12 protein-coding genes are annotated in these 13,029 nt (G+C 70.2%); 6 read left to right on the top strand and 6 right to left on the bottom strand.

The genetic code is table 11. The annotated features are described in order from the left end of the window. Positions 1 to 44: 44 nt before the first annotated feature. Positions 45 to 1,046, top strand: coding sequence for an alpha/beta fold hydrolase (locus tag H4N58_RS15605; RefSeq protein ID WP_167005207.1), 1,002 nt, complete (start codon positions 45 to 47; stop codon positions 1,044 to 1,046). A gap of 10 nt (positions 1,047 to 1,056) precedes the next feature. On the opposite strand, the gene H4N58_RS15600 is transcribed toward H4N58_RS15605, so the two are convergent. After that, a complete protein-coding gene (locus tag H4N58_RS15600) occupies positions 1,057 to 1,698 on the bottom strand; it encodes a pyridoxamine 5'-phosphate oxidase family protein (protein ID WP_167005204.1) in 642 nt (213 codons plus the stop codon). Positions 1,699 to 1,771: 73 nt separating this feature from the next. On the opposite strand from H4N58_RS15600, the gene H4N58_RS15595 reads away from it, so the two are divergent. Then, positions 1,772 to 2,926, top strand: a complete 1,155-nt coding sequence (locus tag H4N58_RS15595) for an acyl-CoA dehydrogenase family protein (RefSeq protein WP_167007067.1) — start codon at positions 1,772 to 1,774, stop codon at positions 2,924 to 2,926. Between the two features lie 185 nt (positions 2,927 to 3,111). Next, on the top strand, positions 3,112 to 3,537 hold the full coding sequence (locus H4N58_RS15590; protein WP_167005201.1) for a peptidoglycan-binding protein: 426 nt from the start codon (positions 3,112 to 3,114) through the stop codon (positions 3,535 to 3,537). A gap of 27 nt (positions 3,538 to 3,564) precedes the next feature. Here H4N58_RS15590 and H4N58_RS15585 read toward each other — a convergent pair whose 3' ends face one another. Next, entirely contained in the window at positions 3,565 to 5,364 is a 1,800-nt protein-coding gene (locus tag H4N58_RS15585) for a hypothetical protein (RefSeq protein ID WP_167251704.1), read from the bottom strand. Positions 5,365 to 5,501: 137 nt separating this feature from the next. Next, the gene (locus tag H4N58_RS15580) at positions 5,502 to 6,716 is read right to left on the bottom strand and encodes an LCP family protein (RefSeq protein WP_243843019.1); all 1,215 of its coding nucleotides are present in this window, start codon (positions 6,714 to 6,716) and stop codon (positions 5,502 to 5,504) included. Positions 6,717 to 6,853: 137 nt separating this feature from the next. On the opposite strand from H4N58_RS15580, the gene H4N58_RS15575 reads away from it, so the two are divergent. Further along, positions 6,854 to 8,314, top strand: a complete 1,461-nt coding sequence (locus tag H4N58_RS15575) for an LCP family protein (protein WP_167005197.1) — start codon at positions 6,854 to 6,856, stop codon at positions 8,312 to 8,314. 6 nt (positions 8,315 to 8,320) lie between these two features. Here H4N58_RS15575 and H4N58_RS15570 read toward each other — a convergent pair whose 3' ends face one another. Genes H4N58_RS15570 through cofD form a run of 3 tightly spaced genes read right to left on the bottom strand, consistent with a single transcriptional unit; the run spans position 8,321 to position 10,998 of the window. After that, entirely contained in the window at positions 8,321 to 9,028 is a 708-nt protein-coding gene (locus H4N58_RS15570) for a TIGR03089 family protein (RefSeq protein WP_167005195.1), read from the bottom strand. 9 nt (positions 9,029 to 9,037) lie between these two features. Beyond that, positions 9,038 to 10,024, bottom strand: a complete 987-nt coding sequence (gene cofE / locus H4N58_RS15565) for a coenzyme F420-0:L-glutamate ligase (RefSeq protein WP_167005193.1) — start codon at positions 10,022 to 10,024, stop codon at positions 9,038 to 9,040. Beyond that, positions 10,021 to 10,998, bottom strand: a complete 978-nt coding sequence (gene cofD, locus H4N58_RS15560; protein ID WP_167005190.1) for a 2-phospho-L-lactate transferase — start codon at positions 10,996 to 10,998, stop codon at positions 10,021 to 10,023. The genes cofE and cofD overlap by 4 nt, the downstream gene beginning before the upstream one ends. Positions 10,999 to 11,130: 132 nt before the next feature. Here cofD and H4N58_RS15555 point away from each other — a divergent pair, with 132 nt between their 5' ends. Beyond that, positions 11,131 to 12,432, top strand: a complete 1,302-nt coding sequence (locus tag H4N58_RS15555; RefSeq protein WP_167005187.1) for a hypothetical protein — start codon at positions 11,131 to 11,133, stop codon at positions 12,430 to 12,432. A 245-nt stretch (positions 12,433 to 12,677) separates the two neighbouring features. After that, a complete protein-coding gene (locus H4N58_RS15550; RefSeq protein WP_167005184.1) occupies positions 12,678 to 12,926 on the top strand; it encodes a WhiB family transcriptional regulator in 249 nt (82 codons plus the stop codon). Positions 12,927 to 13,029: the final 103 nt, after the last annotated feature.

Raw genomic sequence — 13,029 nt, 5'->3', positions numbered from 1 at the left:
GTCTGGCGCTGGCGTCGCCATCTCGCACCGTGAGGTGACGCACCGTGAAGAAGCTCTCTCGACTGCTGGCCGTGGTGGCCACCACGATCCTCTGCCTGACCGCTGTGCCCGGGCCTGCCGAGGCGGCCTGGGTCAATCCGCTCCCGCGCCCGATGCGGTTCGCGCCGCTGGGCGAGGACTCCTCGTTCCCCGCCGCCTTCGCCCGTACGCTCGTCCAGCCGAACCGCAACCCGATCGGCGCCAACGACTGGAGCTGCCGGCCGTCGAGCCGCCATCCGGTCCCCGTCGTCCTGGTCCACGGCACCTGGGAGAACGCCTACAACAACTGGAACGGGCTCTCGCCAGTGCTGAAGGACCAGGGCTACTGCGTCTTCGCGCTCAACTACGGCAACTCCACGGGCATCGCGTTCCTCAACGGCACGGGTGACATGATCGCGAGCGCGCAGGAGCTTGCCCCGTTCGTCGACCGGGTCCGCGCCGCGACCGGCGCGTCGAAGGTCGACCTGATCGGCCACTCGCAGGGCGGTGCCGTCGCGCGCTACTACGCCAACAAGATCGGTGGCGCTGCAAAGGTCGACCAGGTGATCGGCATCGCCCCGTCCAACCACCCGACGACATTGTCGGGCATCACTGAGCTCGGCAAGACGCTGCGCCTGTTCGGCCTCGCGATGGGCCTGCTCGAGCTGGTCGACATGCCGGCCGCGCAGCAGCAGGCCGACAAGAGCCCCGCGCCGCAGTCGCCGTTCTACCGGCAGCTCAACGACGCGGGTGAGACGGTGCCGGGCATCGACTACACCGTGATCGCGACGCAGTACGACGAGGTCGTCACGCCGTGGGAGCGCGCGTACATCCAAGGTGGCGGCTCGGCTGTCGACAACATCCGCCTGCAGGACGTCTGCCCGATCGATCTCTCGGAGCACGTGTCGATCACGTACTCCAAGAACGTCGCGCAGATCGTCATGAACGCCCTCGATCCGACCAGGCAGCACCGTGTCTGGTGCTATCCGCAGGCACCGCTGACTGGCAACATGCAGCTGATCGGTTGAGCCGCGGCGGTCAGTAGAGGTTCTTGGAGTACGCCTCGCCGTAGTAGGCCTCCAGTGCCTCGAGCGAGTCCTGAGGTCGCTCGAGGCGCTGGGCCACCTCGGCGCGGCTGGCGAGGACCTCGGGGTGCCAGGACTCCTGGTTCCACAGGCGTGAGCGCAAGAACGCCTTCGCGCAGTGGAAGAACACCTCCTCGATCGCGACCTCCAACGCGAGGATCGGTCGGTGGCCCTTGACCGTCAAGGCGTCGAAGTACGGCGCGTCGGTCACGATCCGCGCCCGCCCGTTGATCCGCAGCGTGTCCCCGCGGCCGGGCACGACGAACAGCAGACCGGCGTACGGGTTCTCGAGGACGTTGAGGAATCCGTCGACCCGGCGGTTGCCGGGGCGCTCCGGGATCGCGACGGTGGTGGCGTCGACGACGTGGCCGATGCCGGCGGGGTCGCCCTTGGGCGAGACGTCGCAGCGGCCCGACGTGTCGGACGTGGAGACCAGGCAGAACGGCGACGCGGCCAGCCACGCCACGTGGTCCTCGAGCAGCTCGGCGCGCACCTTGTCGCGGACACGGGGGAGCGGATCTCCGACGAGAGCGCGGAGCTCGTCGACGGACGTGATCTCGGTGACGGGTGCGGAGGGCTGGGTGCTCACGGGCATGGCGCAAGCCTAGGGCCCTGCGGGTAGCTGGTTAACCGTCATTAGCATGGGGGGTGTGACCACTGACCAGCCCATGTTCGCTCTGTCCGAGGAGCACCAGGCCATCCGCGAGGCCGTCCGCGCCGTCTGCGACGCCAAGGTTGCTCCATTCGCCGCCGCCGTCGACGAGGAGGCGCGCTTCCCGCAGGAGGCGTACGACGCGCTGGTCGCGTCCGACTTCCACGCGCCCCACATCGGTGAGGAGTACGGCGGCGCCGGAGCGGACGCTCTCGCGACCGTGCTCGTCATCGAGGAGGTGTCGCGTGCGTGCGTCTCGTCGTCGCTGATCCCCGCGGTGAACAAGCTCGGCAGCCTTCCGGTGATCCTGTCCGGCAGCGAGGAGCTGAAGCAGAAGTACCTCCCGGCCGTCGCTGCGGGCACGTCGATGTTCTCGTACTGCCTCTCGGAGCCGGACGCCGGCAGCGACGCCGCCGGCATGAAGACCCGCGCGGTCCGCGACGGCGACCACTGGGTCCTGGACGGCGTGAAGCGCTGGATCACGAACGCCGGCGAGTCGGACTTCTACACCGTCATGGCGGTGACCGACCCCGAGAAGCGGTCGAAGGGCATCAGTGCGTTCGTCGTCGAGAAGTCCGACGAGGGGGTGTCCTTCGGTGCTCCGGAGAAGAAGCTCGGCATCAAGGGTTCCCCGACGCGCGAGGTTTACCTCGACAAGGTTCGCATCCCCGCCGACCGCATGATCGGCGCCGAGGGTACGGGCTTCGCGACCGCGATGCAGACCCTCGACCACACCCGCGTGACGATCGCCGCACAGGCCGTCGGCGTCGCACAGGGGGCGCTCGACTATGCCCTCGGCTATGTCAAGGAGCGTCAGCAGTTCCGCAAGCCGATCGCGGAGTTCCAGGGTCTTCAGTTCATGCTGGCCGACATGGGCATGAAGGTCGAGGCCGCGCGCCAGATCACGTACGCAGCCGCCGGGCGCAGCGAGCGCGGCGACAAGGACCTCACCTTCTTCGGTGCTGCCGCCAAGGCCTTTGCGTCCGACACCGCGATGCAGGTCACGACCGATGCCGTCCAGCTGCTCGGCGGCTACGGCTTCACGCGCGACTACCCGGTCGAGCGCATGATGCGCGACGCCAAGATCACGCAGATCTACGAAGGCACCAACCAGGTGCAGCGCATCGTGATGGCGCGCCAGCTCCTGGCCGGGATCCAGTCCGAGCTCTGACACGCTCTGGGGGCTGTGGTGTGTCAGTGGGCGGTCGGTCGCAACCGGCCGCCCACTGACGTTCCGGGCTGGGCCGGCCTCTGCCTTCGAACCTGATCGAATCGTGTGGCGGGAGCGGGCTCGGTCGACCGAGGCTCGATGCCCAAGGGCCCCTCAGGGTCCACGGCAGAAAGGAGCCTCGCATCATGCGACATCGAACCCGGCTGCTCAGCACAGCCGCCGCAGCAGTGCTGGTGACGACTCTTGGAGGCATCGTCACCACACCGGCTCACGCGGCCACGCCGACCTGTACCGAGGCGGTCCGCAAGTACAGCGCCAGCGGCGAGCGCATGTTCATCCCCGTCCAGTACTCCACGCTCAGTCCCACCTGCGTGATGAAGCGCGGGCACAAGAACAACGCGGTCAAGTACCTCCAGCAGGTCATGCGGGACACCTACGACTACAACATCGCGGTGGACGGTGACTTCGGCCCGGCGACGCAGAGCGCGCTGACCAGTCTTCAGCGGCGCCTAGGAATCAAGGCCGACGGCATCTACGGGTCTCAGACCCGTGACGCGATCTGCTGGCCTCTCTACTACGAGGACAACGCCTGCTGGTGGTACGACGAGTAGGTCGCCGCTCTGGCCGTCGGCCCAGGGTCACGACGTGAGGTCGTACCTGCGGTATCTGACGACGACGCGGTCCAGCCGTGCGGGCTTCGTGCCCTTCCACTGCACCGCGAACCGGAGGCGGCCGTCGGCACGGACCCATCGCTCGGGGACCGCGACCTCGAGGTGCCGTCGGTTGCGGGTGAGGGCGCGGCGCTGGAGGGTTTCGCCCCACGGCGCGATCACCGCGATCTTGACGTCGCCGGGGTTGCCCCAGGCGCCGTGCAGCCGGATGCGCATCCGGCGATCCTTGAGGCGATCACGCGGTATCCGGACGGAGTGCACGGACGTGACCCGCGCCGCGCCCTTGCCGGCGGCCTTGCGCCGGAATCGCAGTACGCCGTGCTTGCCGCGTTGGACGCGGGCGTTTTGCTTCACCGCGGTCCGCTGCCACGACGAGCGCGCGGAGGCGGCGACCGAGCGTGTGACCGAGTCCGGATATCCGCGACGCAGGGTGAAGGGGGCGGACACCGGCCCGTACACGTCCGACTCGTCAACGCCCGCCCCGGTCCTGATCGTCCTGATCAGCTCGATGCGGTAGGTGCCCTCAGGCGCTGTCGTCGCGGGCCGCCCTTCCCGACGGATCGCTCCGTCCCAGGCGATCACTGGTTGGTCCCAGCCGATCCCGCCGATCGGGTCGCCCAGAGGTTTGCCGTCGGCCGTGAGCACGCGATAGCGGAAGCCTGTCATCCTCGCCTCGTAGGAGTCGATCCGAGGACTCAGCTCCATCACCCGCGGCACACCGGTCGCGGCGACGGCCTGCGGGTAGAACACCGAGGTCTTCGGGGTGAGCCTGGTCATCGGCGCGGCGTTGCTGATGAACAGCGTCTCGCTCTTGCGGGTGGACTTCTTGAAGTCGGGTGCCGTCGCGGTGGTCTCGACCTCGAACCGGTACTCACCGGCTGGCAGCGGACGACCCAGACGTTCTTTCGGGTCGATCAGGATGCGCGTGCCCCACGGGGCTGGGTTGCGTGCCTCCCTGATCTGGTCTGCACTGAACTCGTACGGGCCGGCAACTGTCGCACCGGCAGCGGAGATGATCCGCCAACGGGCTGTGAGCGGAGTACGGGAGTCCAGGCTCACCTGGCTGGTCGCGGTCTCCCATAGACCGTCGCCGTTCTGGCTCAGCAGCATCGTGCTCGGCCCCCACAGGGTGAGGTCCGGTTCCTTGCGAACCGTCAGGGAGAGCCCGGTTCTCTCGCACACCTGCCCGTTGAGCGAATTGCACTGCCGCAGCGACACGAAGAGGTCGACACTCGACGTGCTCGAGATGGCGACATCGATCACGTCGCCGTCATGGACCTGCCTGCTCGTGACGTCACCGTCGACCGTCGCCGGGGACCCGCCGAGACCTGTGACCCGCAGCGAGACCTGTTTGGTGACCGACGGGTCGATCACCGAAGGCAACGGTTTCGTGGGCGTAAGCGTCGGCCGCGGTCCCCGTACCGGGACGGGCTCGCTGACGGTCGTGCACGACTCCAGGCTCGCATCGGAGCATGCCCGGACCCACGCGACGAACCGTGGGGGGAGCCCGGCTGTCGGCAGGGTGTCGCGGAAGATGCCGTCCGGGCCTGCAGCCACCGGCGTGCGCCGGACGATCCACGTCGAGCTTGCCGACGTCGCCAGCTCGAAGACCACGTACGGCGACTCCGACGTCGCGGTGAGCTCGGCCGTCCCTGTGAGCAGCGTGTCCGGGGCCGGCGACGTCAGGACGGGTGCTGCCCAGTCCTCCGCTGCGCCCGCAGAAACTGGCCCTGCACCGGAAGCCACCAGCACGGCAGCGGTCAGCACCCCTACGACAGCTCGACGCACCACAGCGATTTCCGATCAGTCCGAGGCATCGCTGCCCGCCGGTGAGACGGCTGAAATTAGCAGAGATCCCCGCGCGCCGACAGGGCCTCCCGCAGATTCGCTCGCGAACGCCCGCGTCAGCTCGCCGGCAGGCCGTCCTTGGTGCAGACGGCCTTGGTGATCTTGTCCGTCTTGTCGGTCTTGATGTACTCGAAGAGCTGCAGCGCCCGCTCCTTGTCCCAGCGCACCGAGGCGTCGGCGATCGGGACCGTGCAGTTGTTGCCCGAGCCGCCCATCGCACCCGAGAGGTTCCAGGCGAAGCGGCCGAGCGACAGCGGGCCGACGTTGTCGCCGATGCGCAGCGACCCGGTCGCCGAGGTCACGACGCCGGCGTACCGGAACGGGTTGAGGAACGTCGACGGCGACTTCACCTCGCCGGCGATCGCCCCGAGCACCTCGCGCTGAGACTGGACGCGCTGCAGGTCCTGCGTCGCGTACGTGTGCCGTGAACGCGCATAGCCGAGCGCGGTCGCACCACCGACCTCCTGGCACCCCTTCGCGAGCTTGAGGCCGGCGTCCTTGTCCTTGATCGCCTTCTTCGGGCAGATCTCGACCCCACCGACGGCGTCGACCATGTTCACGAAGCCGCCGAACCCGATCTCGACGTAGTCGTCGATCCGGACGCCGGTCGTGTTCTCCAGCGTCTCGACGAGCAGCTTCGGCCCGCCGTACGCGAACGCGGCGTTGATCTTGGTCCGGCCATGGCCGGGGATCGGGACGATCGAGTCACGGGGGATCGACACGAGCGTCGTCGGCCCGCTGCCGACGTGCATCATCATGATCGTGTCCGTGCGGCGCCCCTCGGCGTCACCGGTCGCGAGCTCCTTGCGCTGCTCCTTGGTGAGGCCTTCGCGGCTGTCGGAGCCGACGAGCAGGTACGTGGTGCCGGGCTGGTCGGCCGGACGCTCACCGCCGGGGGAGGCGTCGACCTTCTCGATGTTGCCCCACGCCCACACCGGAACGGCGATCAGGAAGACCAGCCACGCCACGAGCAGGAGCGTGATGATCCGCCCCGGCCGCAGCCAACGCCGTCCGCCGCCACGCGTCCCTGCGCCGCGCCCGCCGCCGCCCTGCGAGGGCGGTGCGGCATCGGGGTACTGCATCGGCGGCAGATCCGAAGGCCGCTGGTGTGGCTCGTTCGGCGGCCCCTGGGGCGGGGGAGCGGAGTACGCGCCGGGTCCGCCAGGAGGGTATGACGACGAGGCTCCCACGACCTGCGTGGCATCGTCGTCGGGGCCGTAGAGCCAGCCGTAGCCGGCCTCGTCCCGGGGGTTCGGATCGCGTTCGGGCATGCGTTCGAAGGTACCGGACGACGTCGCGCGTGCTGCGCCCTCCTCGGCGCGTCGTCCCGGTCGAGGCCGGTCCGCTGGTGATACTGGCGGGGCGTCCAGGGGTGGGCGCCGCACCGACAGCGACATCACGGGGGTACATGTCCGACCGCGAAGACTCGTACGGACGAACGCAGGCAGAGGTGGACTCGGCCCGCGTCCGATTCCGCAGAGCGCTCTCGTTGATGGTCATGACGCTCGTGGCCCCCGGCTCGGCGCAGCTGCTGGCCGGCAACAAGCAGGTCGGACGCGTGGCGCTGCGGATCTGGGCCGGCCTGTGGGGTCTCGTCCTCCTGCTCCTCCTGCTGGCATGGATCGACCGGGGCATCGTGATCTCCCTCCTCACGTCGACCGGCCTGCTGTGGCTCATGCGCTTCGCCCTCATCGCGCTCGCCCTCGGGTGGGTGGCCCTGTTCGCCGACTCCTGGCGTCTCGGAACCCCGCTGCGGCTCGAGCGCAAGCACCGCCTCGCCGTCAGTGGGGTCAGCGGCCTGCTGTGCTTCGTGACCGCGGGTGCCCTGTTCGTTGCCTCCAACCTCATGGCCGTCCAGCAGGACTTCATCAGCACGGTCTTCGGCTCCTCGGTCGTCCGCGAGGCCGAGCATGGGCGCTACAACGTGCTGCTCCTCGGAGGCGACTCGGGCAAGGGCCGTGACGGTCTGCGACCGGACTCGCTGACCGTCGCGAGCATCGACACCGAGACCGGGGACACCGTGCTCGTCGGCCTGCCGCGCAACCTTGCCGACGTCCCGTTCCCCGACGGGCACCCGATGAAGGAGGAGTTCCCGCGCGGCTTCGACTGCGACGGTTGCTACCTCAACAGCGTCAACACGTGGGCCGACGACCACCCCGACCTGTTCGAGGGCAGCGACCACGAAGGCATCGACGCGACCCGGGCAGCCGTCGAGGAGATCACCGGGCTCAAAATCAGCTACCACGTGCTCGTCAACATGAAGGGCTTCGCCTCGCTCGTCGACGCGGTCGGCGGCGTGAAGATCCGGGTCCGTGAGCGCACCGCGATCGGTGGCATCGGTTCGCCGATCACCGACTGGATCCCCAAGGGGCGCCAGAAGCTCGACGGTCGCGAGGCGCTCTGGTACGCCCGCAGCCGCGTCCAGAACTCCGACTACTCGCGCATGGCGCGCCAGAAGTGCCTGATGAGCGCGATGCTGACCCAGCTCGACCCCAACACCGTGCTCCTCAAGGCGACCAGCATCGCCGACTCGAGCAAGAAGATGCTGAGCACCGACATCCCCGCCGCGGACCTCGACACGTTCGTCGAGCTGGCGCTGAAGGCGCGGGGGGCAAAGGTGTCGACGGTGTCGCTGGTCCCGCCGGCGATCCAGACCGGCGACCCGGACTTCGACAAGATCCGCCGCATGGTCGACAAGGGGATCGCGCGCTCGGAGAAGCCCCCGGCGAAGACATCCGAGGCGGCCGGCACGTCGGGAGACGGCGAGGCGAATGAGAAGACTGCGAAGTCGGAGAAGGCCGGGGCCGATCCCGACAAAGAGCGTTCGGCTCGGATCAACGACGCCGAGGACCTCGGCGACGTCTGCTGACCCGCGTCACGCGACGGTGACGCGCTCGGTCTCGGCGATCGCGGCGAGCTGGTCGCGGTGCGCGTCGGCGTCCGGCGTCCGGACCAGCACGAGCGATCCGTTGGCGTCGAGCGCGGCGAGGACCGCATCGACCAAGGGGCCGAGGTCGCGGTCTCCGACGATCATCACGCGCGCGCCCGGGGCGTACGTGCCGCTCGCGCGGTCCGTGAGCTCCTCGTGGCTGAGCACGCCGTCGTCGGTGATGAGCGCCGGTGAGCCGTGGGCGGGTGGGTAGTACGCGGTGAAGTGGTCGCCGTGCGCGGGCACCTCGGCGTTGTAGTCGAGGACGCCGCCGGGCAACGGTGTGGTGAAGCGGCCGCCGAGCGGGCGCAGCGAGAGAGCGACGACGTCGTCGGCGCTCGCCGCCTCCTCGAGCGTCGCCGGGTCGACGACAGCGAGCCGGTCACCCGGGCGCAGGCTGACGGTCGCCCCTGCGACCCACGTCGCCAAGAACCAGATGACCGTCTCCCAGTGCACCGGGAGCAGAACGTCGACGGTGGTGTCCTCGTCGCACCCGAGGGTGTCCTGGAGCATGTTGGCGGTCTTGGCGACCCAGTTGGTGCAGGTCGTCAGGCTCAGTTCCACCCGCTCGCCGGTGGTCAGGTCGTAGAACGTGACGGCGGGCCGCGACGGATCGACAGTGGTGGCCCGTGCAAGCAGGTCGGCGATCGTCACGGTGCCACCCTAACGGCCGCGGGCACCTGAGGGTCGCACCTCGATCGCGACGTCCACCCCATGGGCACGCGCAGCCACGCGCAGCCGCTCGGAGACGCGACCGGCCTCCACGAGCGCCTCGTCGGAGTCGTCCTTGACCGCGACCACGAACGTCGCGGGGTCGGTCGCGGTCACCTCGACAAGAGCCTCCGCGGGCGCGGCGAGCGCGAGGACCCGGTCGTACGCGTCTGGCTCGGGTGCGGGGAACCCGACAGGCCTCCCGGTCCCGACGGCCACCTCGACCGCGTCCCGTGCGCCGAGCCCGAAGAGGTCCTCGTCGTCGGGGCGCAGGAGCGTGGCGGCGCCTGACTGCGGGTGGGCCCAGTGATCGCCGACCCAGTGCCGGGGGAGCCCCCGTACGACGACGAACGGTGCTTGGCTCGTCTTGCCGGCCACGAGCTCGGCGGCACCCGCGATCTCGTCGGCGACGGCCGGCTCGGTGACGTGGAGGGCGTTGCCGAAGGTGTCTTGCGTCCCCGACAGCGAGTTGACGACCTTGAGGCCGGCGCTCCCGATGGCGATGTCGGTCTGCCCGCGGCGCCACGCACGTCCGGCCGTGTCGGAGAGCACGACGGCGATCTCGACGCCGGCGCGGCGGCGCAGCCGCACCCGCAGGTCGCGCGCGGCCGCGTCCGGGTCGTGAGGAAGCCAGAGCGCGGTGCCGGGTGCGGTGTTGCTGGCGTCGACGCCGGCAGCGGCCATCGTGAGGCCCGCACGGTTGCGGACGATGCGGGTCGCACCGCGGCGCGCGACGACCCGTACGGTCTCGGCGTCGATGACGCAATCGCGGTCGGCGGCCGTCGAGAGCCCGAGCGCCTTGCTCACGATCTTGCTGGTGACCACCACGACGTCGCCGTCCCGCAGCGGCTCGTCGAGTCGCTCGAGAAGGAGGCTGACGAGGTCGTCGCCGGGCCCGACCTCGCCGACGCCGGTGACCGGCCACAGGGTCAGGCTCACGGGCGCGACCCGATCTCCTGGGCGAGCCTGAGCGCGTCGGCGGCGAGCGTACGGGTCGTGGCGGCGTCGGACATGTAGAGAGGGACGGCGCGCCCCTCGATGCCGGCGTCGGCGACCGCCGCGAGTTGTGACGCGTCGGAGGTGTCGACGAGCCAGCCGTCGAGCACGCCGCCGCGTGAGCGGGCGCCGTACCGGGCGGCGACGGCACTGGCGCTGACCTCGACGCCGAGACCGGTCAGGAGCTGGTCCGCCATGCCTCGTACGGCACCGGGGCCGATGATCGGCGACACCCCGACGACCGGGGCAGACGTCGACCGCAGCGCGTCGGCGATCCCCGGAACCGCGAGGATCGGGCCGACCGAGACGACCGGGTTCGAGGGAGGCACGAGGACGACGTCGGCGTCGGCGATCGCCTCGACGACGCCGGGCGCGGGCTTGGTGTCGTCGATCCCGATCATCACGACGCCGTGCGCGGGGACCGAGGCGCGCAGACGCACCCAGTACTCCTGGAAGTGGATCGCGCTGCGCTGTCCGCCTTCCTCGACCACGACGTGGGTCTCGACGCGGTCGTCGGTCATCGGCAGCAGCGTGACCCCCGGCTCCCACCGCACGCACAGCGCGCGGGTGACGTCGCTGAGGGAGTAGCCCGCCTCGAGCATCTGGGTCCGGACCAGGTGGGTGGCCACGTCGCGGTCGCCCAGGCCGAACCACGTCGGCTGTGCGCCGTACGCGGCGAGCTCCTCCTTGACGCTCCACGTCTCGTCGGCGCGGCCCCACCGGCGCTCGGTGTCGATCCCGCCGCCGAGGGTGTACATCAGCGTGTCGAGGTCAGGGCACACCTTGAGCCCGAACAACCAGATGTCGTCGGCGGTGTTGCCGACGACGGTCACGTCGGCGTCGTCGCCCACCTCGTCGAGCAGTCCGCCGACGAAGGTCGCGCCGCCGATGCCTCCGGACAGAACCGTGATCCTCATGCAGCCATTCTCCCCTCCGGGGACGAAGAACCCGCACGCCCGGGGGAGACCGATGAGCCGGGGACTGCGTAGGGTAGGCCCGTCCACTGGGACAGGGCATGGCTCTGCGCCCGAACCAGGAGATGGGGATCCGTGACCGACTCACTACGCAAGTACCGCGACATCCTGTCGTACTCGCTGCTCGGCGTCGTCGCCGTTTCGCTGCTCGCGGCGCTCATCGCGCTGATCGACGACGGACCGTTCGAGACACGCCTGAGCGTGGGTGTGGTGGCGGTCGTGGCCGCCGTGGCGCTCGCGACGCGCAAGGACGACCTGAGCCCCCACGCACGCCTCATCACCTTCGTGGGCCTCGGTGTCCTCGGTGTCGCGGCCGTCCTGACGCTGTGGGGCCTGATCAAGGTCCTCGGCGAGGATCTCCTGCCGGCCAAGGCGTCCTACGTGCTCGACATGCTCGCGGCGCTCGGGTTCGTCGGAGTCGCGCTCTTCTACACGGTCGTCGTCCTCCGGGAGCTGCCGGCGCCCGTCCGTCAGCCGCAGTGGTCGCCCGCCCAGGGCGGCCAGGGTGGCCAGTGGGGTGGTCAGCCGCAGCAGGGGCAGCAGCAGGGCGGCTGGCCCGCAGCGCCGGCCCAGCAGTGGGGCGGTCAGGCGCCGCAGCAGGGTGGCTGGCAGCAGCAGGCGCCGCAGGGGCCGCAGCAGAGTGCGCAGCCGGCCGCGCCGCAGCAGGGCTGGCAGCAGTACGGCGGGTACGCCGCCGGCGCCGCGGGTGCCGCGGCGGCAGGCGCTGTGGGAGCCGAGGCCGCAGGGTCGGCCTGGGGCTCGCCCGCTCCGAGCACGCCCGCACAGCAGCCCGCGCAGCACGAGGCGCCCGCGCCGCAGGTGGAGGCCGCTCCCGAGGTGGAGCCCGCTGAGCAGTCCACCGCGGTGTGGAGCCCCCCCGCCGAGGCCGCGGCCCCGTCGGCGTGGCAGCCGCAGGAGCAGTCCTCCTGGGTCGCACCCGCCGCCGAGCAGCCGGCACAGCCCGCGCAGTCGGGCTGGGGTGGCCAGGAGTCCACGTGGGCGCGTGACGCGCAGTGGGGTTCTTCCGAGCCCGCGCAGCCGCAGGCGTGGGCACAGGAGGCGACCGAGCAGCCTTCGTGGCAGGCGCCGACCGAGTACGGCTCCTCGTGGGCGCCGCAGGCCGAGCAGCCCACCTACCAGCCTGAGCAGCCCACCTACCAGCCTGAGCCGGCGAGCGAGCAGCAGCCGTGGGGCGGGGGCGATGTCTCGTGGGGCGGGTCCCGTCTGGGTGACGCCACGTTCGACAACGCCGATGCCGCCGACGCCACGAGCACGGACCCCGGGTCCGAGTCGGCGAGCGATGCCGAGCAGGGCGACGGACGCGACGACGGCCAGCCCGGCCCGAGCTCGTGGTGGTCGCCGGGGAACGGCGCCTGAGCAACCCCGATCTGCACGCGTTGGCCCGTACCACAGTGGTGCGGGCCTTCGCATTAGCACTCTTCGGCTTGACGGATCGGTATTGACAGGCTTGTAATTTCATTAGTGTCGTCCTTTTCTTGGACGGCCGGATGCAAGTCGGGGGCGATGTCGTCACCGGCAGTGGGTCCTCGAGGGGTCGGGGCCCGCGTCCGGTCAAGGGCGGCGCTGACCACGGGGATCACGAGGGGCAGGAGGCGAGACTGATGGAAGATCTCTTCCACGCAGACGCCGAGGAGATGGGCTGGCAGGACCGCGCACTGTGCGCGCAGACGGATCCGGAGGCGTTCTTCCCAGAGAAGGGCGGCTCGACGCGAGAGGCAAAACGGGTCTGCCTGACGTGCGACGTGCGTGGCGAGTGCCTCGAGTACGCGCTCGAGAACGACGAGCGCTTCGGGATCTGGGGCGGGCTGTCCGAGCGGGAGCGTCGCAAGCTCAAGAAGCGCGCGATCTGACGCGGCGGGCGCCGCAGCGTGGCGCCCGGCCCTCGCACGGCGGCGATCGGGCGCCGCGCGGTGGTGCCGGGACGTCCGTGCACCAGGCGGATGGCTAGACTCC

Source organism: Mumia sp. ZJ1417 (assembly GCF_014127285.1).
Lineage (GTDB): Bacteria > Actinomycetota > Actinomycetes > Propionibacteriales > Nocardioidaceae > Mumia.
The sequence above is the reverse complement of the archived record's forward strand: the minus strand, read 5'-3'. Positions and strand labels throughout refer to the sequence as shown.